This window comes from Vibrio rumoiensis, assembly GCF_002218045.2.
Classification (GTDB): Bacteria; Pseudomonadota; Gammaproteobacteria; order Enterobacterales; family Vibrionaceae; genus Vibrio; species Vibrio rumoiensis.
Map to the genome: position 1 here is coordinate 1,531,295 of NZ_AP018685.1, position 21,620 is coordinate 1,552,914.

17 protein-coding genes are annotated in these 21,620 nt (G+C 40.5%); 6 read left to right on the forward strand and 11 right to left on the reverse strand.

Annotation, left to right across the window (positions count from 1 at the left end):
• Positions 1-17 precede the first annotated feature (17 nt).
• The gene (gene pheS, locus VRUMOI_RS07140) at positions 18-998 is read right to left on the reverse strand and encodes a phenylalanine--tRNA ligase subunit alpha (protein ID WP_089139823.1); all 981 of its coding nucleotides are present in this window, start codon (positions 996-998) and stop codon (positions 18-20) included.
• Positions 999-1,345: 347 nt separating this feature from the next.
• Here pheS and VRUMOI_RS07145 point away from each other — a divergent pair, with 347 nt between their 5' ends.
• The gene (locus tag VRUMOI_RS07145) at positions 1,346-2,494 is read left to right on the forward strand and encodes a PQQ-dependent sugar dehydrogenase (RefSeq protein WP_231897432.1); all 1,149 of its coding nucleotides are present in this window, start codon (positions 1,346-1,348) and stop codon (positions 2,492-2,494) included.
• A gap of 82 nt (positions 2,495-2,576) precedes the next feature.
• On the opposite strand, the gene VRUMOI_RS07150 is transcribed toward VRUMOI_RS07145, so the two are convergent.
• The 3 genes from VRUMOI_RS07150 to VRUMOI_RS07160 are packed head-to-tail and all read right to left on the reverse strand — an operon-like array spanning position 2,577 to position 4,331.
• A complete protein-coding gene (locus VRUMOI_RS07150) occupies positions 2,577-3,116 on the reverse strand; it encodes an NUDIX domain-containing protein (RefSeq protein ID WP_089139822.1) in 540 nt (179 codons plus the stop codon).
• A gap of 57 nt (positions 3,117-3,173) precedes the next feature.
• Positions 3,174-3,920 (reverse strand): SIMPL domain-containing protein, encoded by a 747-nt coding sequence (locus VRUMOI_RS07155; protein ID WP_089139821.1) that lies wholly within the window; start codon positions 3,918-3,920, stop codon positions 3,174-3,176.
• 12 nt (positions 3,921-3,932) lie between these two features.
• Positions 3,933-4,331 (reverse strand): GFA family protein, encoded by a 399-nt coding sequence (locus VRUMOI_RS07160; protein WP_089139820.1) that lies wholly within the window; start codon positions 4,329-4,331, stop codon positions 3,933-3,935.
• A gap of 157 nt (positions 4,332-4,488) precedes the next feature.
• Between VRUMOI_RS07160 and VRUMOI_RS07165 the strand changes: the two genes are divergently transcribed.
• From VRUMOI_RS07165 to VRUMOI_RS07175, 3 genes are all read left to right on the forward strand, one after another.
• Entirely contained in the window at positions 4,489-5,184 is a 696-nt protein-coding gene (locus tag VRUMOI_RS07165; RefSeq protein ID WP_231897433.1) for a tRNA (adenine(22)-N(1))-methyltransferase, read from the forward strand.
• A 304-nt stretch (positions 5,185-5,488) separates the two neighbouring features.
• Positions 5,489-7,177, forward strand: coding sequence for an NAD-dependent malic enzyme (locus tag VRUMOI_RS07170; RefSeq protein ID WP_089139819.1), 1,689 nt, complete (start codon positions 5,489-5,491; stop codon positions 7,175-7,177).
• A gap of 255 nt (positions 7,178-7,432) precedes the next feature.
• Entirely contained in the window at positions 7,433-8,146 is a 714-nt protein-coding gene (locus VRUMOI_RS07175; protein ID WP_089139845.1) for a SanA/YdcF family protein, read from the forward strand.
• Between the two features lie 11 nt (positions 8,147-8,157).
• Here the strand turns inward: VRUMOI_RS07175 and VRUMOI_RS07180 are convergent, their stop codons facing one another.
• The gene (locus VRUMOI_RS07180) at positions 8,158-9,471 is read right to left on the reverse strand and encodes a GGDEF domain-containing protein (protein WP_089139818.1); all 1,314 of its coding nucleotides are present in this window, start codon (positions 9,469-9,471) and stop codon (positions 8,158-8,160) included.
• Positions 9,472-9,760: 289 nt separating this feature from the next.
• Here VRUMOI_RS07180 and VRUMOI_RS07185 point away from each other — a divergent pair, with 289 nt between their 5' ends.
• Positions 9,761-10,597 (forward strand): DUF2797 domain-containing protein, encoded by an 837-nt coding sequence (locus tag VRUMOI_RS07185; RefSeq protein ID WP_089139817.1) that lies wholly within the window; start codon positions 9,761-9,763, stop codon positions 10,595-10,597.
• A 489-nt stretch (positions 10,598-11,086) separates the two neighbouring features.
• Here VRUMOI_RS07185 and VRUMOI_RS07190 read toward each other — a convergent pair whose 3' ends face one another.
• From VRUMOI_RS07190 to VRUMOI_RS07215, 6 genes are all read right to left on the reverse strand, one after another.
• Entirely contained in the window at positions 11,087-14,680 is a 3,594-nt protein-coding gene (locus tag VRUMOI_RS07190; protein ID WP_089139816.1) for a LysM peptidoglycan-binding domain-containing protein, read from the reverse strand.
• 3 nt (positions 14,681-14,683) lie between these two features.
• On the reverse strand, positions 14,684-15,199 hold the full coding sequence (locus VRUMOI_RS07195; RefSeq protein ID WP_089139815.1) for a DUF4123 domain-containing protein: 516 nt from the start codon (positions 15,197-15,199) through the stop codon (positions 14,684-14,686).
• Complete coding sequence (locus VRUMOI_RS07200; RefSeq protein ID WP_089139814.1) at positions 15,192-17,297, reverse strand: type VI secretion system Vgr family protein; 2,106 nt, start codon at positions 17,295-17,297, stop codon at positions 15,192-15,194. The genes VRUMOI_RS07195 and VRUMOI_RS07200 overlap by 8 nt, the downstream gene beginning before the upstream one ends.
• Before the next feature lie 217 nt (positions 17,298-17,514).
• Positions 17,515-18,033: an Hcp family type VI secretion system effector gene (locus VRUMOI_RS07205; RefSeq protein ID WP_089139813.1), complete on the reverse strand. Its 519-nt coding sequence runs from the start codon at positions 18,031-18,033 to the stop codon at positions 17,515-17,517.
• 226 nt (positions 18,034-18,259) lie between these two features.
• Entirely contained in the window at positions 18,260-19,519 is a 1,260-nt protein-coding gene (locus tag VRUMOI_RS07210; RefSeq protein ID WP_089139812.1) for a cysteine desulfurase-like protein, read from the reverse strand.
• Positions 19,506-20,171, reverse strand: a complete 666-nt coding sequence (locus VRUMOI_RS07215) for a 2OG-Fe dioxygenase family protein (protein ID WP_089139811.1) — start codon at positions 20,169-20,171, stop codon at positions 19,506-19,508. Before VRUMOI_RS07215 ends, VRUMOI_RS07210 begins: the two co-directional genes overlap by 14 nt.
• A 297-nt stretch (positions 20,172-20,468) precedes the next feature.
• Here VRUMOI_RS07215 and trxB point away from each other — a divergent pair, with 297 nt between their 5' ends.
• Positions 20,469-21,431: a thioredoxin-disulfide reductase gene (gene trxB / locus VRUMOI_RS07220; protein WP_089139810.1), complete on the forward strand. Its 963-nt coding sequence runs from the start codon at positions 20,469-20,471 to the stop codon at positions 21,429-21,431.
• Positions 21,432-21,620: the final 189 nt, after the last annotated feature.

A 21,620-nucleotide genomic window follows, 5' to 3' on the forward strand; every position in this document is an offset into this window, starting at 1 on the left:
GTGATTAATCCTCTCGGTTACTTGAATTGTTTAAGGAAACGAAGATCGTTTTCAAAGAACGCACGTAAATCATTTACGCCATAACGCAACATAGTTAAGCGCTCTACGCCCATACCAAATGCGAAGCCCGAGTATTTTTCTGGATCAATACCAACACTGCGAAGCACATTAGGGTGAACCATGCCACAACCTAATACTTCTAACCATTTACCATTTTTACCCATTACATCCACTTCAGCAGAAGGCTCTGTGAATGGGAAATAAGAAGGACGGAAACGCACTTGCACTTCTTCTTCAAAGAAATTACATAGGAAATCGTTCAAAATGCCTTTCAATTGGGCAAAGTTAACGTTTTCATCCACCAGCATACCTTCCACTTGGTGGAACATTGGCGTATGTGTTTGGTCGTAATCATTACGATAAACGCGGCCCGGAGCAATGAAGCGAAATGGTGGCTTACCGTTTTCCATAGTACGGATCTGAACGCCTGATGTATGAGTACGCAACATCAAATCAGGATTAAAGAAGAAAGTATCGTGATCGGTACGTGCTGGGTGATCTTCAGCAATATTCAGTGCATCGAAGTTATGGAAGGCATCTTCAATTTCAGGCCCCGCTTCAACATTAAAGCCAAGCTCACCAAAGAACTGTTCAATACGCTCAACCGTACGTGTCACTGGGTGTAAACCGCCATTTTCGATACGGCGACCAGGTAAAGAAACGTCGATGGTTTCTGCTGCAAGTTTTGCTTCAAGCTCAGCGCGTTGCAATGCGTCTTTACGAGCAGCGATCGCTTGCTGTACTAGGCCTTTGGCTTTATTGATCTCTTGACCAGCGCTACGACGTTCTTCTGGTGGAAGTTTACCTAAGCTTTGTAATTGAAGGGTCAGTTCCCCTTTCTTACCTAAAACTTGTACACGAACATCTTCTAATGTCGCGACAGAGTCAGCCTGCTCTATTGCTGCCGTTGCATTGGCAATGATTTGTTCTAATTGCATCGTTTCCTCACCTACCGTTTGGTAGTCCTGTGGGTAGTTCAGTTCCTAATTGGCTTAACATCTGCCATTTTGCTCAACATCTTTAGCGCTTATTATTTTTTCAACAATCAACACATCAAAAAGTTATGCAAAATGGCAAGCTTGCACATCATGATAAAAAGCCAGTGAAAATAGCCCTATATAGTAATGAAACCGACAGCTAAAGCCAAATTGAAATCCTATTAATTCGAGCTTTATTTTTATCCATAATTTATTTGTCATGTCTATTTACGATTTCACGCTCGATTTTTATCCATTTACTGTCCAGAGTATGAATATACCTATTCAACATCGAGAGAATGATAACCATGCGATCTTTGATATCTCAGTGCACACGTTATTCTTCACTATTACTATTCAGCTCAATTGCCACTTTTACATCAGTAACAAGTGCTCAAGAAACCATTGAAAGTCCGCAAAGCTACACGACAAAGGTAGTGGCAGATAATTTAGGGGTTCTCTGGGGAATAGATTGGGTAGATACAAATCAACTATTGATGACCGAACGCAGTGGCCATGTTTACCTACTCGATCTCACTACCAAGCAAAAATCTGAAATATCTGGCCTACCTGACATCAAAGTGTCTGGTCAAGGTGGTTTGTTAGATGTCGCTCGTTATACCGATGCAAATAAACAAACTTGGTTTTACTTCACTTACGTGAAACCGCTGCAAGATGGTAATTCTGCAACCTCACTCGCTCGAGCTCAACTCGATATCGAGAATAAAGCCTTAACACAATGGCAAGATTTGCTAATAACGGATTCAGCCGATGACAGTAGCAAACACTTTGGTAGTCGCATCACCTTTGATGAATCAGGTCATGTCTTCTTTGGTGTGGGTGACCGCGGCAATCGTGATAATGGCCAAAACATGGATAACCAAGCCGCGGCTATTTTGCGCTTAAACATCGATGGTTCGGTACCTCAAGACAACCCATTTTTTAAAACAAAGCAAGGCAACCAAGCGATATGGAGTTACGGGCATCGTAACCCTCAAGGTTTGGTTTATGATTCAAACCGAAAAATATTGTGGGAAGTCGAGCATGGCCCGCGTGGCGGCGATGAAATTAACATGATCAAACCCGGGCTCAATTATGGCTGGGCGAAAACGTCACACGGTAAAGAATACTGGGGACCATTAGATGTCGGTGACGCTAAAACACTGCCAGATGTCGAAGCCCCAATTATGGTTTATATTCCTTCTATCGCGCCAAGCTCCGCGGTGATTTACCACGGCAATGCTTTCCCACAATGGCAAGGGAATTTACTCATTGGTGCTCTCGCCAAAACCCATATCAATATGGTGTCATTCACTCCAGATAACCAAATCAACGAAGAAACTCGCTTAGTCGAAGATTTGAAAGAAAGGGTTCGAGATATCACTATCAGTAAACAAGGTTTGGTTTACTTCTCAACGGATTCTGGGAAGTTGTATCAACTTGCACCTAAAAAATAGATCAAGTAGTTTTGAAATCAAAGCCAATAAGTAAAAATAAGCCACTCTTATTGGCTTTATATTTTTCTAAGTCATTAGCGCGCTAAATCAGCCCTTTCAACTTAGCTAAACCATAAGCATTAACGGTTGAAGCATCTTTAATTTCACCTGAAATAATACGCTGTTCAAATTCAGCAATCGGCATTTTTTTGGTGATCAACCCTTCTTCCTCTGGATCGAGGTTTCTTTCTGCTTGTGTTAGATCGGTCGCCAAATAAATATGATAGCCTTGATTGGAATAGCCGTATGCAAGGTATTGAAAGCCGACATAAGTCATATTGCCTGCGAGCAAGCCTGTTTCTTCTTTTAGTTCACCGGCGGCCAATACCACAGGGTCCGCATCTGGGTTACTCTCCCAAGCGCCTTGCGGAAACTCTAATAAGCGCTCTCCAACCGCATAGCGATATTGCTCAACCAAGTGTACATAATCAGCTTCAATAGGAAGAATAATGACAAAATCTGGTTTTTCCACCACCCCATAAATGCCTTTTGCTCCGCTGGCACGTTCAATTTGATCTTCACGTACTGTCATCCACTTATTTTGATAAACCACTTCAGAATGCAGTGTTTTTATTTCGCTCATTTTTATACCTTTAAAACGTATTGAGGCCTTGAAGACTTAATCTGATAACTTGAAGACTTAATCTGATAAATAATATTGCACGGTAGAAACGACCCGTATCTTTTTAATATAAGGGGTATTTTTATCTCTTGCTGAAATGGTAAATTGGCCTTGCGATGCTCGTTTTATCTTACCAAGCTGGCTGTCGGAATCTTTGGCAAACTTTTCAGCTACGACGCGGGCATTTTTGGTCGCCTCTTCAATCATTGCAGGCTTAATATCGTTGAGTCCAGTAAAGATATATTCAGGTTGAGATGCATAACTGTCACCACTGAACACAATACCTTGTTTGCCCAGTTCGGACATTTCGCTCATGACATTACGCACGATATCAATTTTTTGTGAATACACTGTTACGGTTTGATTGGCAGAATAACGAAATTCAGCACGAGAATTATCTCCCCATTGCTGGGCTGACTTATCCACAATAGCAGGCGCGCTAAAACTGATCGCTTCAGGAGAAACACCTTTTAATAATAAGAACGCTTTAATCTTTTCGGTATTTCTATCAACATCATTATATAAACCCGATAAATCGTTGCTGGCTACCGTGAATTGAATTGGCCATATCACAACATCCGCGGTCACTTCTTTCTCTGCCAGCCCTTTCACCGTCACACTACGCTCATACTGTTTATATTCAATTGCAGCAGAACCCAGTTGATAACCCAAAATACCTAAACCGATACAGATAAAAAATCCAAGCAATAATGCAGGGACAAGTAAGCTTGATGTCTCTTTATGATTGGTACGTGAATCTGTCATATTGCCTTCCTTTTATTTACGATCAGCAGGGTGATTAACGCCATCACTGGTCGGCACATCGCCCAAATCAAATGGATTGACACCTTCTAGACATCCTAAATTAAAACCATATTCTTTAGGATCTGAACGACGCTGATGATGCGTATAAATTCCACACACAGAACAAAAGTAATGCTTCGCGGTTCCGGTATTGAACTGATACAAACGCAGAGCTTCATGCCCCTTGATGACTTTCAGATTATCCAATAATACCGAACCAACAATCGCCCCTCGACGACGGCAAAAAGAACAATCACAACGACGTGGCTTTTCAATACCATTAGGTAAAGTTAATTCCAATTCGACGGTACCACAATGGCAAACCGCCCTATGCTTGAGTAAAATTTCCGTTGTTCCAATCGTCTTAATCATCATTCTTCCCTGTTCAATATTGTCGATTAACGTCTTGATATTAGTCGATAGTCACTTCAAATGATACGACCAAGCGGTGAGCGTTTCGTTAAGGTTCTCTCTACTAAATAAAACAAGTACAATACCGCCATCAGAGTGATTAAGAAGTAGCTGAGAAATGGTGAAGTTAAGTAAACGCCTACAACATATTGAATCAATAATCCCAAATCACTACCAACATATTTGGGATTGTTGTTGTGACCATGGTTTTTTAGGTGCCGCATTACTACAACGCCAAGCCGCCCCATTTATTCACTTTGTCGATATCGTTCCTGAGTTAACCTCATTAGTGCAAACTCGCTTAGAGCAATTTTTTGCTCACTCTGCCTCTCAGTGGCAGGTCTATTGCCAAGATGTCAAAACCTTACCTCTAGATAAATCAGCAGGGAAACAATTAGTTATCATAGCAGGCGTTGGCGGCGATTTAATGATAGAGATCATTCGCACCTTACATCAGCAATATTCTCACCTAGCAATTGACTACCTACTCTGCCCGGTTTATCAGCAATTTAACTTACGACAGACCTTGGTCGAACTGAATATGAGTTTGAAACAAGAGCACCTAATTGAAGATAAAGGGCGTTTTTATGAGATTCTGTATGTCTCACACAAGGCCCCTCAATGTTCACAAGAGACTATTCACCCAATTGGTGAGCAAATTTGGCAACATACTGACGCCGCACAAGCCGATATCAATAAGCGCTATCTAAAAAGAACCCTAACCCACTACACTCGTATGCAGCAAAGTGATCCAACACAAGCACAACAACCTATAAAGTGGTATTCGCATATACAGCATCAATTGAATCTGTGAGTTAAAAACAAAGTCGCCGACATGAGTGTATACAAAATAAATATTTATTGTATATAATTAACCTAACTGAAAATCTCACTAACCCTCACTGCAATTGATTTAAAAACAAACAATTAGAGAAAAAATCACCATTGCACCACATTGTTCATCAATGCATTAAAAACGATTTTCTGTGCGCTAAAGCCAAACATTGCAGAAAGATTGTTTACAATTGCTATGTGCATTTTAATATAGCGCTATACTATCGAATCTATGTATCTGTTCCGAACCAAGCAAATTTTGCTCGTAGAAAAAGAGTCCGACAATGAATAACGATAAACGTCCCCTATATATTACCTACGCTGGCCCAGTATTAATGGCTACCCCGCTTCTTAACAAAGGTAGCGGTTTTACCTTTGAAGAAAGAAAAGAATTCAATCTTGAGGGTCTATTACCAGAAGCAACAGAGACCATTCAAGAACAAGTAGAACGTGCATATCGACAATATCAAGCCTTCGAAAGTGATATGGATAAGCATATTTATCTACGTAATATTCAAGACACTAACGAAACACTTTTCTACCGCTTAGTTCAGAATCACATTTCTGAAATGATGCCTATTATCTACACTCCGACTGTAGGTGCGGCATGTGAAAACTTTTCAAACATTTATCGTCGTGGTCGTGGTCTCTTTATCTCTTATCCAAACCGTGATCGTATCGATGACTTAGTTAACAATGCCACCAGCCAAAATGTGAAAGTCATCGTGGTCACTGATGGTGAGCGCATTTTAGGTCTTGGCGACCAAGGGATTGGCGGCATGGGTATCCCTATCGGTAAGCTCTCGCTTTATACCGCTTGTGGTGGGATCAGCCCAGCCTATACCTTACCTATCGTACTTGATGTGGGTACCAACAATCCGCAACGTTTAGCGGACCCTATGTACATGGGTTGGCGTCATCCGCGTATTACTGGCGCTGAATATGACAAATTTGTCGATGACTTTATGCAAGCAATCAAGCGTCGTTGGCCAGATGCACTGATTCAATTTGAAGACTTTGCGCAGAAAAATGCCATGCCTTTACTTGAGCGTTACAAAGACAAAGTGTGCTGCTTTAACGATGATATTCAAGGCACCGCAGCGGTAACCGTTGGCTCGCTAATTGCGGCTTGTCATGCAGCAGGTAGTAAACTGTCTGAACAGCGTGTGACTTTTGTTGGTGCAGGTTCGGCAGGTTGTGGTATTGCTGAAGCCATCATTGCTCAAATGGTCTCTGAAGGCTTAACGGATGAACAAGCTCGCTCTCAGGTGTATATGGTTGACCGTTGGGGCTTATTGCAACAAGGCATGAAGAACCTGCTTGATTTCCAACAGCGATTGGTACAAAAAAACAAACATTTAAAAGATTGGAAAGGTGAAGAACAAGGCTATTCATTACTTGATGTGATGCATAACGCTAAACCAACCGTGCTCATTGGTGTATCTGGTGTTCCGGGGCTATTTAGCCAAGAAGTGATTGAAACCATGCATGCGCATTGTGAACGCCCTATTATCTTCCCGCTATCTAACCCAACCAGTCGAGTTGAAGGTACGCCGCAAGACATTTTCCAATGGACAAACGGTAAGGCCTTGATCGCAACCGGTAGCCCATTCGCTCCAGTCAAATATGAAGGAAAAGATTACCCAATTGCACAATGCAACAATAGTTATATTTTCCCAGGTATTGGCTTAGGCGTACTTGCAGTTTCTGCTTCACGCGTGACTGATGAAATGTTAATGGAATCAAGCCGTGCTTTAGCAACCTGCTCACCATTAGCCCTAAAAGGTAAAGGCGCATTACTTCCACCTTTAGAAGAAATTCATCTTGTCTCCAAGAAAATTGCCTTTGCGGTGGCGAAAAAAGCCATTGAACAAGGTGTCGCACTTTCAATTACTGATGATGCCATTGAATCTGCAATTGAAAACGGGTTTTGGCAGCCGGAGTATCGTCGTTATAAACGTACCGCATTCTAAGTGGAATACTTCTAGCCATGACTATTTCGGCTAGAAATCAAACAATAATGACAACATAATGTAAGCTCACTTTAATATTTAAACAAAGTGGGCTTTTTTATTTTTCACTGTCTAATTACGCTGTTATTATCAACTATCTCAACGATTCCCCACTCAGTAGGTCATATTATATGGATATCAACATGATAAGAAACTGTGATTTTTTTATGGGGCTCATTCCATTTTCAAGCCATATCGAGTATTGACTCTAGCGCGATGATTATAAGCCAAGACCGACTTCAATTAGCTCTAAAATGGCTCACCCGTAGCTTAACGGCTTTGGCGATCATATTAGTATTGTTTATCAGCGGAATAGTACTCATCGACAGGTTGATTAGCTGGCAAACCCAAAGCTCTATTTACCATGATATTGCTGATGTTCCTAAATACGATATTGGCTTAGTACTTGGCACTAGCAAATATATTGGCCATACCCTAAATACTTATTACTCACATCGAATTGAAGCAGCGATTGAGCTGCATCGACAAGGAAAAGTAAACACTTTTTTACTAAGTGGCGATAACGCGCACCGCTCTTATAACGAGCCTTGGACCATGAAGCGAGACTTGCTAAAAGCCGGCATAAAAGAAGAAAACATCCACCTTGACTACGCAGGATTCCGAACACTTGATTCGATTGTTCGAGCAAAAGAAATTTTTCTCGCCGACCATTTTTTAATCATCACCCAAGACTTTCACTGTGAACGTGCGCTCTACATTGCCCGATACAACCATATCAATGCTCAATGTTTAGCCGTACCGGGGCCAGTTGAAACCTCAGGATTATCTATTCGAATCCGTGAAGTATTTGCAAGAACCAAAGCTTTTTTAGATCTCTATATTTTAAACTCTCAGCCAAAGTTTTTAGGTCCAATCAAACCTATTTGGCAAGCACGCCAAGAAGAGTCTTCTAACCAAGAACTAAACTAGGAAACAGCGAATTACACGAACTTTTCTAGCGTTTCAACACGGTTACGCCCATTATTCTTCGCATGGTATAACGCTTCATCGGCTCTTGCGGTCATTTCAGTTACACTTTCACCTGCCACCATTTCGGTTACACCAAAACTACAAGTTAACGTTCCTACTTCCGGCCATTGATAAACTTCAACCATCGAACGAATACGCTCTGCAACCATCTCGGCACCTTCAAGGTTGGCGTTAGGGCAAAAGATTATAAACTCTTCTCCACCCCATCTGACCAAACGATCACCATCTCGTAACTGCCCATAAACCAGATCAACAAACTCCCGTAAAACTTGGTCTCCCACATTATGCCCAAAAGTATCGTTCACCGCTTTAAAGTGATCTAAATCAACATAAATGATTGATAGCTTTGACGTTCCCCAGCGAACTCTTCGAGCGATGTTGTCTAACCAATCGCGAATAGAACGGCGGTTGCAAGCCCCGGTTAGTTCGTCTTTGGTTGCACTTTGAGCAGCCTCTGTATATTTACTTTCTAATGCTTTATTCAGTTGATTAAGATGAGAAGTATGTACTTCCATTTTTTTCACTCGTTTTCTCGATTGAAATAACTCGTAGAATAAAAAAGCAAAGGCGGCAACAAACCAGATGGATAATAAACTGAACGCAAAGGCACGCGGGCTTAAGTAATCACCTTTAAAAATAATTTTATTTACTGTGATGATATGATCGCCAATCACAGAGCCAGAGTCTGTCGCCACTTGAATCATGGACACATTATCAAGTTTCACCCCTGATTCCTCTATTGGAATATTGTAATCAAACAACCACCAAGTCAGCACTTGAAACTTATCATAACCAATCTCTCTCCCCCCTTTTTCAAAACCAGGGTGATATTCAATACCGTTATATTTCAACGTATTGTCATCTTCAGGATTAAATATTTTAGGCTCAAAATTTCGAAAATTCACTCTAACTCTCGCCGTATCTTCTTGCACACCTTTATAATCAATATCTAAAAAAACACGATCATAACCAGACAAATCGACGCCATGCTTAATATCATCGGCTAAGCTAATCGTCATTTCACAATATGGCCACAAATAATCACTTTTTGCTAAACGGCATGACATCGTCGCTTTTTCACCAACGATGCTGAGACTTGCCTGACTACTGCCACCAACAACGGTGTCAGAAGCCACTTTATATGGGTAAAACTGAGGCGTTACTTCAAGCGTTTTCTCATGTCCAAATAAGTAATAAAGTACTGAGAGCAAAATATTAAGCACAATAATCACAAGTACGGCTTTGATGTATAGCTTGTTAAGCATTTTTATTCCTTAGTCGATCACTTATCCCACTTGATTCACTTACTTTGTCCTTCACTACGGGAATTTATCTCAATTTTGTTCGTTGCTTATGATTTAGCACCACCTACAAACGCCATGTTCATTATATTATGTGGCCATTTTTAGTGAGTAAAAGACTTGTTACAACATAAAACCAAAACAAACACTCAATAAATGAGTGGTTATAATTATCACCAATGAAAACACTAGAAGTATAAAGGCCATCAAAATTTCGATAGACTAGACAAAATTAATAAAAATGAGCAGATCAATGTCACTAAATATCACTGGAACTTTATCGAAACTCAGCGCTCACTTAGAGCCTCAATCCGCTAATCAAGTCCAATATCAATTACCTATCGGTGAAGATAAAGTCGCGCTGAACCCTTATATCGGGCAAACCATTACACTGACTCATACTGGCAATATTTTTTGCTCATCTTGCGGAAAGAAAACCAAGAAAAGCTACTCACAAGGCCATTGCTTTGTTTGTATGAAAAAGTTGGCGAGTTGTGACATGTGTATTATGAAACCAGAAACCTGCCATTACGATCAAGGTACTTGCCGTGAGCCTCAATGGGGCGAAGAAAATTGCATGGTCGATCACTATGTTTATTTATCGAACACTTCAAGTTTGAAAGTCGGCATTACTCGCCACACCCAAATTCCCACCCGTTGGATTGACCAAGGTGCGACTCAAGGCTTGCCGATTTTTAAAGTAAAAACTCGTCATATTTCAGGGCTAATCGAAGTTGAACTAGCTAAGCATATTGCCGATAAAACCAACTGGCGCACACTGCTAAAAGAAAATGGCGAAGATATTGCTTTAGAAGAGAGATTTGCTGAACTGCTACCTCTGATCCAACCGACACTTGATCTCGTTAAGCAACAGTTTGGTGATGATGCGGTAGAAGTTTTGTCTTCCGACATTACCCCTATTGACTACCCAGTAGAACAACACCCGGTCAAAATAGTCTCGCATAACTTTGATAAAAACCCTGTTGTGACGGGCCAATTACAAGGTATTAAAGGACAATATCTAATTTTAGATACCGGGGTGATTAACATCCGGAAATTTACTTCGTATGAAGTGACGTTTAGTGATTAACGATTAAGCAAAAACAAACAAGCCACCAAATAGAAAACATTAATTCTTCTGGTGGCTTTCCCCAAATAAAGTTTAATCAACCCACTTATCTTATCGCGCGAGGTGAAGCCGTCGATATAGACCATGGGGGTCATATCTTTTATGATTTCATCAACCTTATTATCTAACATCGCCTTTTCTTTAAGATCTGTAGGAGGAGCAACTTTTGATAAAAAATAGGATCACGATAATTTTTTATAAAGTTCATCTAAATAATAACGTTCAGATGAAGATAGTCGTTTAGTTGCGACCTGATATAATAACTTAAAATTTTCTTTCCTACTTTTTATATTGTGTAAATGTTTTTTGTGCATACCAATTCCACCAATCATCATCACCTTCCGAAACTAATTTTTCTAATAAGTATCTATCATATTTATGGTTAGGGTGATAATCATTACAACCCAATCACCCCAAGAGTAAATACACAACACATTACAGTTGAATAACTTAAGATAACGTGTCATTAATTGTCCAGTCTATAATAAATTCTTGCTTCGTTTCAATATCTCCGTCTACATTACGGACTTGAACGACTTCACCTCTAGCTAATGGATTGACTACGATTGATATAGGATAAGCATGATAGTTTCGTACGTTCAATTTTTCTGTATGCACTGTTTGGTAGTTCATAATAGATGAATAAAAACTGCCAGTGACTTCTCTTTTTATTTCATCTGAGTAGGTCAACACCATTTTTTGACATAAACTCTTTGAAAATCTATCAAAACGAGTCTTTATAGTGGTGTTATCACCTAATTTTGAAAATTGCTTTACAAATTTCGCCAACTTAAACCAATTATCCTTAAAGGATTCCCATTGCAAAAGTTTATCTTGCAATATCGAAGGATTATTATTCATGCGAATTAAACTTTCTTTCCATTGACGTTTTGAACTAATATTGTTTTTCTCATCATGAGCCAAATATTCCATGATTGTTAAGATAGCTTGAGCCTGAGATTGATTGTTTAGCTCTCCCGATTTAGAATCGGTTTGCTCTTTAATTAAAGAGTTGAATAAATTACACAATGTTTCTGGAGGTAATTTTGTCACCCACGGTTTCATTATTGGCTGTCTTTCACGTACATTGAGATTATGAGCCAATAACGGTGCATACTCTTTACTCAAAATGCTTTGTTCACCTTCAGACCATATCGAGATAGGCATCAATAACACATCAGCCACACTCAAGCCCATGATCATAGAAAAAGTTAACAAACTATTTAGTAACTCAAAGTCTTCATTCTTACCATTTTCATCTACATCACCAAATATACTTAAATGCTTAAAGTCATGCATTTTTAATATCCCTAGTAAGGTATTAATAAATTGGTCAACTCCAAGCATATCTAAATTAATTGCAAACCGGCCCGATGCACCAGGGCCCACCACCATCTTTGCCGACGCTACAAGCACTAATACACCTCCTTGGAATAGTAATCGAAATCCAGCCTGCCCTCCAATACCATAAGCTACTGAAAGGTGACCATTAATACTGCCCAGCTCTTGATATGGGTTACTTTTAGATGGTTTCCAATAGACCGTCGCATCCAAATTGCCTCCTGCTTCAACCCCTGCAAAGATATCTATAATCATTTCCGTTTCGGCGGTATACTTCGAACTTATTGGACCAGAAATCAACTTATTTACTCGCCTTACATTAGGATCAAATGCGGTAACCGAACATCCTCTTATCCCGAAATTACTACCATTTATATCAGAAGGACCAAATGCTAGCTTAGAACTCAACATACAAGATGCACCAGCCAAACCGTAGATAGAACCTTCAATTTTAGCTGCAAAAAAACCCGCCGAATAAATATTTTCTTGATGAGCAGAATTTACATAAGGTATTTTAATCTCAAAACCCGAGGTATCTTTTACTTCTTTGATTCCTACATTATTCTTTTGGAGTGGCAACCAAAACTTAATACTAGCTTGTGCTTGTAACAATGAAAGTTGCGCCGATATTCCTCTAGAGCCTCCAAGATACTTCGGTTCTTTTATTGCATTGTGATAAGTAGTTAATGATGAATTTAGGAGCCTTGCTCCTTGAGCACTAAAACGAAAAAGCTGTGCACCAGCATCTATACTGTATTGCGCTTCCTTGCCATCTGGGCTGATACCATCTTGATAATGCCAACCATCTGACCAAAATGCAGTATTAAATTCTTTCCTGTGAGTCAATGGATATAAATTCAAGTTAATCTGTGGTGTTTTTAATTTTTTAAGTGCAGTAGGTAATGTCATTTCAGGCATACTACTATTTGCTCGCACTTTTACAAAGCTAATCTGACTGGTAATATTGCGAACATGCCCTTTCGCTTGTAAACAGAAATCATCACTATTGTTTTCTGGCATGTACCAAGCCGGACCACGTAAATAAAACAGCTTACCTGTCGACATTAAACTGCATTCTACTACTTGTAGATCATTTAATTTAGCTTGGTTTTTAAAACCCGCCTTCTTTTTGATTTTCGCTTTATAGCTATAATCCCACTGCAACGTTAATTTAGCGGGCATAGCAGTAATTTTATGCGGTTTAAACTCCAAGGTAGGATTTAATGACTTCAATCGAGATTGTGCCACTTTTTTTAAAAAATCAATACGAGATTTGGCTACTTTTTTAATCCATAGCAATTTATAGAAAATATTATCAAGTGGAAATATTGTACCTAATATTTGTGCTAAGTTCTTCTGGTGCTCATTGATGGTATTATCAATTAAGGCAATCAGAGCTAGACTTGGATAGTAAGACCAATCTAACGTAACGTCATTCACTAAAGCCTCTGTTACTTCAGTCACACTACCACCTTTAGATTGCTTATAAAGCTCGTTAATCAAAGCCCTATTTTTAATATCAATCACTTGATTTGGTGATCGCCAGTTCGGCATTTTTTCATTTAGTACTTTAGGGCCTTGATTATAAGGACCTTCACCTTCTAATTGCTCTCTGGTTAAGCATTGTTCTTTGATCACAAATCCTAATTGGTTAATTACTTTAAGGAAAAGATATAATGGGTGTAGTTCAGCTGAACTAGAAAAATCAATTGTCGCGATTAGTCGTTCTAGCGCTCTTTCATGTGGCAACTGGGCAATCGCTATTTCACTATGAAGTGAAAAAAATTCTTTCATGTATTTTTCAAGCACATCTTGCCGTATACTGGTAAAGTAGTTAAGTTCATCTCGATAAATAAAGTGAGTACCATCATCCGCTTCCATGTTCTCGGCTTGGATTATGGTCCACTTTTCCACTCTTTTTATTGTGTCAGTAATTTTATTAAGCACGCTATTATGTAAATTATCCAATAATACAGATTGCCTATATTCGGGGATTTGATTCAGTGTTAAATACTCTGTAAAACTAGTACGATTATACAAGGTTTGACTGAAAGCTTTCATCCCTTTTAAAATTTTCTTTACACTAATGTCTAAATTTAAATCATCATATTTAATATGGGCTTTTTCCGCCATGTCATAAAGTACAACGATGGGATCATCCTTTAAATTTTTGTATAGATGAAATGTGAGCACCAACCTAAACAAGTTCAAAGTTTTATAATCATCCGCCATATCTTCTGGCATAAATTGCTCAAAATATTTTGTAGAAAACTTAGATAACACGCCTAATTGGTTTAAATTTTGAGAGGTAGTTTGTACATCACCTTCCACTATTACTTTCTCTAGTAATGCTTTTTCTTGTTCGATAATTTGTTTGGCTTCCTGAGTAATTGCATACCAACACTTTTCACCAGTTTTAGGGTGAGCAGGAATATATAAAATATCTACAAAATCAACCGGACCACTACAAGTATCTGCACCACCTGCTAACTCTTCCGGTGCTTGAGGTAACTCAATACGGCTACCATCTAAAGGAATACTATCAATAGTTGGATCTGGCAACGTTAATTTGTCCCCCTCATAAATGAGATCAGGATTTTTAATTTGATCACTATTCAAACTCATCAATATTTCTTCGGTGGTATTAAAACGTTGTGCCAGCAAACTTAAGCAGTCATTTTTTAATATTGTGTATTGAGCCATAATTTATACCCACTGTTTGAAGATTGACGAAGTAAGATGATAAGGCGTATCAAGAAGCGATGGCTTTATATATTGTTGGCTAAAAGATTGAATTTTTAATGCACTATCAGCCCAATACAAAGCTCTCGCTGGCCCTAAAATCGTATGAATGTCTTGCTCATTAAGCTCATTCGCCACTTGTTCCCAAATACTGTTCACATAAAAGCGGAACAAAAATGCAGTTTGGTCGATTTTAACTGACAACAGATTTTGCAAATGATTAAGCAATACATAGCCATCCATATTTTGCTCTAAAGCGAAGATAACAGAACTGGTATCAAACAAAGGCAGAGTCGACCATTTATCCAATACCGAATCATTTAAACCAAGATTAATCAACAACGGGCTTTGATCGATTAAGTAATCAAAATCAGAGCCTGCATACAGCGGCAAAACTGTATCAAGTACCGTAATTGTTTTAAGTTGCTTTAACGCATCAGGAATCCGTACGGTATCCACCACTATCCAAAAGTTATTCATTCGATGCCCCTTTATCACAAGCACAATCCGCTCGAGTACAAGATCCATCTGCTTGCTTCTGACATTGTTTCGCTAAAGCAACATTCGCGATCGCTAAGGTCTGCATTTTTGTCGCAGAAATCTGCATTGGTAACGGATTTGTCGGCGCAGGCAGTGATTCAAGCCCTAACGGTAACACTGGCATCGACCCGCCAAACCCAGAGCCACTGCCTACACTGCCACCAGAGTTAATATTGATGCCAGCTCCAACTAGATGAACCCCTGCGGCGTCGACTTTGACAAAACTACCACCGGCTTTAATGGTTAACTCACCCGCGGCTTCTAACACTATTTTTTGCCCTGCTTTCAAATGCACTTCATTGGCAGCATCTTTAATAATGGTTGAGTCGGATTTTATTTGTAAATCGCCATCAACTATAACCGTTTGGTTTTTTGATACTTTAGTTCGACTCTCGCCTTCAATGGTTACGTTGTGGTTGTTTTTAATTTGAGTGAATTGGTCATTTTCAACCGTTAAATGTTGGTCGTGGTTGATGTCGGTAATCGCATCATTTTGCACTTCCGCTTTAAAATCTTTTTGTGCGTGTAGATATACTTGCTCGCGATCCGCCTGGTCTTCAAAGCTGATTTCATTAAAACCTTCACCTTGATGAGTTTCACTGCGCCACACCGTTTTGGTTTTGTTATCTGGCAAGGTGTATGGCGGTATATTTTGCGCGTTGAAGGCACGTCCGGTGACGATGGGTTGGTCTGGGTCACCATTTAAAAATGAGACAATCACTTCATGACCAATGCGCGGAATGGCTATCATGCCATATTGGCTGCCCGCCCAACCTTGGGAGACTTGTACCCAGCAAGAGCTGTGTTCATCGCCATTGGAATATCTATCCCATGGAAAATGCAGCCTGACACGGCCATATTCATCACAGAAGATTTCTTCTCCTTCAGGGCCGACTACATAAGCGGTCATCGGGCCGTCGACTTGTGGTTTGGTCATCTGCGGCAGGCGCCAGGTTTTATCCGCTGGAATCGCTTCAAACTGGTTGGCGTAAGTTGTAGGTTTACTGCCGGCGGATTCTTCAAGCGCTTGCGGTTGGTCACCTTGATGGTGACTGGCAATAATCAGCCATGATTGATTAAAGCTATCGTCGCTGTGGTCTTGCATATCAAACTTCGCGCCCGTTTGCAGCTGTGGCTCATTGCTGGTGCCTTTAGCGGTGTGAGCTTCGCGACGCAAACTATCTAAACGTAGTTGATTGAACGCTTTACCTGTTGCGTCATCTTTAAAACGCCCCGGGAAATCAAAGTGCTGATACGTATCACGTTGATAATCCATATCACTGCCCACCGCTTGCTGGGCAAAAGTGTACTGAGGTTTTTTAAAGCTGTAGTCACCGCTGTGCGCTTCACTGACTTCAAACTGAGTGGTTTTGGTGAAAGTGTTGATGTACGGCGTCGAGCTAATGCCGCTCGCCATTGCGTTGTAAGGAATTGGGGCATCGAGTGAGCTAATCAATTGGCTATCATCGGTAAACAATACCGTGTGTTTGCCTTTTGATTGCTCAATGTGATAGACCATGCCTTCTTCGGCTGCTAAACGGTTGATGAAGGCTAAATCGGTCTCACGGTACTGCATGCAAAACTCACGCAGTTTAGGTGTGCGCGTTAAGGCAAAAGCGAAATTTTGAATGTCCATTTCTTTGAATAAGGTGGCAATGATGTCGGGCGTCGAAATGGATTGGAAAATACGGCTGTTATGACGCAGTGATAAACGTTCGATTTCAGGCACTAGGGTAAGCTGGTAAAAAGTGTGGTGATGGCCGGTTTCACCAATCGAAAAAGCGCGCACAATGCCATTGATGCGTTGCACTACTTCGCCATCTCGATGCATGACAAGTTCGGTGTTTTTATCCACCACATCCAATGCGGTAATATCGGGGCGGCGGCTGGCAAGGGCAATCTGATAACGAAAACCGTGACACCACGAGCCATCGGCTTGTTGCACCGATGAAAAGTTATCTTGCCCTTGGTAATGAACGACCGCCAGTGAATCCTCACTGAACCCATCTACCTGTATTGAAAACTGCAACCTTGCCATATTGTATTCCACCACGAAGGAAAGAAGAAAAACCGTTACAAATCAGAATTAAGCGACTGTACTGTTCTGCTTTTTATCGTGTTGAGCGTCATTTCTCAATTCAACAAAAACCAGAAAATCTGATGGTTAGTGTGTTAACAACATCAGAAAACATCCAAAAACAGGAAATGAGGTGAGCCCCTCATTTCCTGAGTAATAGCGTGAATCATCAAAGCGATTAGGCTTCGATAGGCTTACGCCAATCGTCACCACCTGAGGTACCTGCATTGTTGTGGTCCCAAGTGATTTTGCGGTAAGACATCGCTACCGTGATGTTTTGTGTGAAGTCTTTCATTGATGGGTCTTGGCAATGTGGCATTTCACATTGGATATCAATGATGGTCGCGCCTTCTAATTTCGTAGTGAAGAAGTTCTCTTGCTTACCTTCAATTGAAGTGCGGTACCATTTCAGTTCAACTTCATCCAGTTTTTCACCAGAAGTCAGTGCGTTGTACATCAATGGTACTGCTTTGTTTAACGCGACTGTGAATTTGAACGGCTTATGAACACGTTGGCCCGAAGGTTGGCCAGATTGTGGGTCAGTTGGAATGGTGACGGTGTGGTCAACATGTTGAACCAGCATTTGGTCTTCATGGCCTTCAACATAAGAGTCACCGATAGAATCCGCAGTACATGCGCCTGCAGTGATGTTGCCTTGAGTCGCGCCTTTGATAGATAAATAACATGGAGTTGGCATTGTATTGTCCTTATGAGATTGAGTTAAATGATGAAGGTCATCCTTCACACTCACCCTACCAAGCAACTTCTATGCCAAATAAAAAATACATGTAATTCAATGTATTATAAATTTAAAAATGAAATGACCAGGCAAAAAATTGCCAGATACTTGGCAAGATCTTGCTTGGTCATATGTATTATTTCAAAGTTGTAATGGTTAAAAAAATCAGATTTATAGGATTGAATCATGGACTCAAAGCTTCAATACCTAATCTCAAAGCTTTGAAGAAAGTTTCTATTTCTTGTTGAGTGTTGTAATGCATTAACCCAACTCTCAAAAAGCCGCCATGCTCCTCACATTGCAGCTGCTCTAATAATCCAACCGCATAAAAATGCCCACTCCAAACACAAATATTTTGCTCAGCGAGATACTTAGCTAATTCACCGGAATCAATGCCTTTCATTTTTAAAGCGAAAGTCGGCGTTCTTTTCGCAATAGCATTTAAATTGGTATGCCCGTAACAAGTGACTTCGGGGAATTGGGTTAATTGTTGTAAAAATTGCAGAGATAACTGCTGTTCATAGTCAGAATAATACTCAAAACTTTGTTTTAAGCGCAGCCTTAATGAGGCTTCAGGATCACCTAGTGCCGCGAGATGCTCAATACAAGCGACCATGCCTGATAATGCTTCAAAATTCTGAGTTCCGGTTTCATAACGGCCCGGACCAATATTCGTCGCTGGCTCCACTTTATATGGCTCTAACCTATGTAACCACTGTGGATGAACATACATCATACCGATATGTGGACCGAAAAACTTATACGCAGAACACACCAAAAAGTCACAGCGTAACGACTGTACATCGATTAAATGATGAGGTGCGTAATGAACCGCATCAACAAACACTTGCGCCCCTACCTCATAAGCCTTATCAACCACCCGTTTGACATCAACAATGGTGCCTGTTGTATTCGAAGCATACGTCAGCGCAATCAAGCGTGTTTTTTCACTAATCAAGGCCTCTAGTTGCGAATAATCGAGATCACAAGTATTTGGGTTTACATCAATTTGATGTACTAGGCAGCCTTTATCTTTAGCCGCCTGTTGCCAAGAAGAAACATTGGCATAATGATCTAGCCGAGTGACGATAATCTCATCACCCGCTTGCCAGTCTTTTGCAAGCGTCCGGCTGAATGAGAAAGTCAAACTGCTCATATTGGCGCCAAACACAATATTTTCTGGAAGCTCTGCATTTAATAAATTAGCCGCATAATATCGAGCTTTATTCATTAAATCGGTCGTCAGATGGCTAGAAAAAAAGGCGCCACCAAGGTTTGAATTGTAACGCCCTAAATAATCTTGCATCGCTTGTATAGTGCGGTAAGCCACTTGAGAGCCACCAGGGCCATCAAAGAAAATCACTGGCTTGCCTTGATGTTGTTGCTGCAATGCAGGGAAGTCTTGCCGTAAAGCATCAACATCGAAACGTTTAATTTTTGGCATCACGCCCCTCCTTAGCGGTTAGCACCATCACATCCATATAGCCCTCTTGCTTTGGGTCTATCGCTCGAATCGGTTGGGCGTTATGCCAAAGTCGATGATCATCTAGCATAGCCATTTCACCATCATCGAGTACTTTACGGAAAAATGGCGCTTCATGATCATGATTATAAAGCATAATTTCACCCCCCACGACATTGTGCCGCGCGATGCCAATAATCGCGATATGATCAAACCCATCCTGATGAACCCCTTCTGGTGCAACAGGCGTTTCATCCATAAGCGTAGCCACCCTCATTTGATGAATTTCTATTTCTTGACCATTCGGTAAATGGTTTGCTTGGATGAAGTGCCAACACATCGATTTCAACGATGAGCTATTTAATACATTCAACTCCATTGGTTCGAAATGTCGTACAATATCACCTTGAAAATGGTTAATATCACTGGTTTGAACAAAATCATGTTTATCGCTAGGTTTTACTTCACCATCAATAAAATAGATCACAGAATAACGGCGTAAACGATATTGCCCATCGGCATGATTCGTATGGGGAAGTGTTGAAAAGCTATCTAAAATAGGGGCTAAAGCGTCACCACCTAATTGAACGAGTTGAAGCTCATTTTGTGGCCTATCTATGACTACATCACTCATACCAACCTCTCAATATAACTATGTCTTATCAGTTATAAGTGTTGGTCATTAAACTGGCCAAATCAAATTGAGCAGTTAAATATAAAACTAAACTCTGCATCAATAGTTGATAACAGACAGTTAAGTACCACAGTGCAGCATTTAATACTGCCAAATGACGAAAAATAAACGTCATCGGAAATAGCATCCACAATTTCCTCAATGGAAAGTACATCTATTGCTTTCTTTAATGCGACATTTTCCATACAATTCAGACACAATATATTGACCTTGTATCGCATTCAAATTGGAGTCTTCATGAGCAACGTAAAGCATTGTAATTTACTCATCCTTGGTTCAGGTCCTGCTGGCTATACCGCTGCAGTTTATGCTGCTCGCGCCAATTTAAAACCGGTTCTTGTAACTGGGATGCAACAAGGTGGTCAGTTAACCACCACAACTGAAGTTGAAAACTGGCCAGGTGATCCAGAAGGCTTAACGGGCCCGGGTTTAATGGAGCGCATGAAAGAACATGCCGAGCGTTTTGAAACCGAGATTGTTTTTGATCATGTCAATGAAGTTGACTTCAGCCAACGCCCTTTCCGTCTAAAAGGCGATTCAAGCGAATACACATGTGACGCGTTAATCGTTTCAACTGGCGCGTCTGCGAAATACTTAGGTTTAGAGTCTGAAGAAGCCTTCAAAGGTCGCGGTGTTTCTGCTTGTGCTACTTGTGATGGTTTCTTCTATCGCAATCAAAAAGTCGCGGTCGTCGGCGGCGGTAACACCGCAGTAGAAGAAGCGCTTTACTTGTCAAACATTGCTTCAGAAGTACACTTAATTCACCGTCGCGATAGCTTCCGCGCAGAAAAAATTCTGATTAACCGTTTAATGGATAAAGTCGAAAACGGTAATATCATTCTTCATACTGACCGTACATTAGAAGAGGTGGTTGGTGATGAAATGGGGGTCACTGGCGTAAGAATTAAAGATACTCAATCTGATCACGTTGAAACCATTGATGTAATGGGCGCTTTCATCGCGATTGGCCATCAGCCGAACACCGATATTTTCCAAGGCCAACTTGAAATGAAAGATGGTTATATCATCGTGAAATCAGGTTTAGAAGGCAATGCAACTCAAACGAGCATTGAAGGTATATTCGCAGCAGGCGATGTTATGGATCATAATTATCGCCAAGCAATCACTTCTGCGGGTACAGGTTGCATGGCTGCATTAGATGCTGAGCGTTATCTTGATGCACTCAATACTGCAAAATAATGTCAACAAAGAGGGTATGATGCCCTCTTTTCTTTTCGTCATAAGCACTTATTCAGTACAAGCTAAACAATCGCTGATAGAATACGTCAGCCTCATTTTAAGGCTGAACTAACACGGACTAATTTTGTCATATTACCGCCATGCCTATTCGGTATTACTCTCGAATCTCTAATACTTATGGTGATGGCC

Excerpts from the sequence above, each read along its gene's own strand:
- pheS (WP_089139823.1), bottom strand. The coding sequence starts at position 998 with ATGCAATTAGAACAAATCATTGCCAATGCAACGGCAGCAATAGAGCAG.
- VRUMOI_RS07145 (WP_231897432.1), top strand. The coding sequence starts at position 1,346 with ATGCGATCTTTGATATCTCAGTGCACACGTTATTCTTCACTATTACTA.
- VRUMOI_RS07150 (WP_089139822.1), bottom strand. The coding sequence starts at position 3,116 with ATGAGCGAAATAAAAACACTGCATTCTGAAGTGGTTTATCAAAATAAG.
- VRUMOI_RS07155 (WP_089139821.1), bottom strand. The coding sequence starts at position 3,920 with ATGACAGATTCACGTACCAATCATAAAGAGACATCAAGCTTACTTGTC.
- VRUMOI_RS07160 (WP_089139820.1), bottom strand. The coding sequence starts at position 4,331 with ATGATTAAGACGATTGGAACAACGGAAATTTTACTCAAGCATAGGGCG.
- VRUMOI_RS07165 (WP_231897433.1), top strand. The coding sequence starts at position 4,489 with ATGGTGAAGTTAAGTAAACGCCTACAACATATTGAATCAATAATCCCA.
- VRUMOI_RS07170 (WP_089139819.1), top strand. The coding sequence starts at position 5,489 with ATGAATAACGATAAACGTCCCCTATATATTACCTACGCTGGCCCAGTA.
- VRUMOI_RS07175 (WP_089139845.1), top strand. The coding sequence starts at position 7,433 with ATGATTATAAGCCAAGACCGACTTCAATTAGCTCTAAAATGGCTCACC.
- VRUMOI_RS07180 (WP_089139818.1), bottom strand. The coding sequence starts at position 9,471 with ATGCTTAACAAGCTATACATCAAAGCCGTACTTGTGATTATTGTGCTT.
- VRUMOI_RS07185 (WP_089139817.1), top strand. The coding sequence starts at position 9,761 with ATGTCACTAAATATCACTGGAACTTTATCGAAACTCAGCGCTCACTTA.
- VRUMOI_RS07190 (WP_089139816.1), bottom strand. The coding sequence starts at position 14,680 with ATGGCTCAATACACAATATTAAAAAATGACTGCTTAAGTTTGCTGGCA.
- VRUMOI_RS07195 (WP_089139815.1), bottom strand. The coding sequence starts at position 15,199 with ATGAATAACTTTTGGATAGTGGTGGATACCGTACGGATTCCTGATGCG.
- VRUMOI_RS07200 (WP_089139814.1), bottom strand. The coding sequence starts at position 17,297 with ATGGCAAGGTTGCAGTTTTCAATACAGGTAGATGGGTTCAGTGAGGAT.
- VRUMOI_RS07205 (WP_089139813.1), bottom strand. The coding sequence starts at position 18,033 with ATGCCAACTCCATGTTATTTATCTATCAAAGGCGCGACTCAAGGCAAC.
- VRUMOI_RS07210 (WP_089139812.1), bottom strand. The coding sequence starts at position 19,519 with ATGCCAAAAATTAAACGTTTCGATGTTGATGCTTTACGGCAAGACTTC.
- VRUMOI_RS07215 (WP_089139811.1), bottom strand. The coding sequence starts at position 20,171 with ATGAGTGATGTAGTCATAGATAGGCCACAAAATGAGCTTCAACTCGTT.
- trxB (WP_089139810.1), top strand. The coding sequence starts at position 20,469 with ATGAGCAACGTAAAGCATTGTAATTTACTCATCCTTGGTTCAGGTCCT.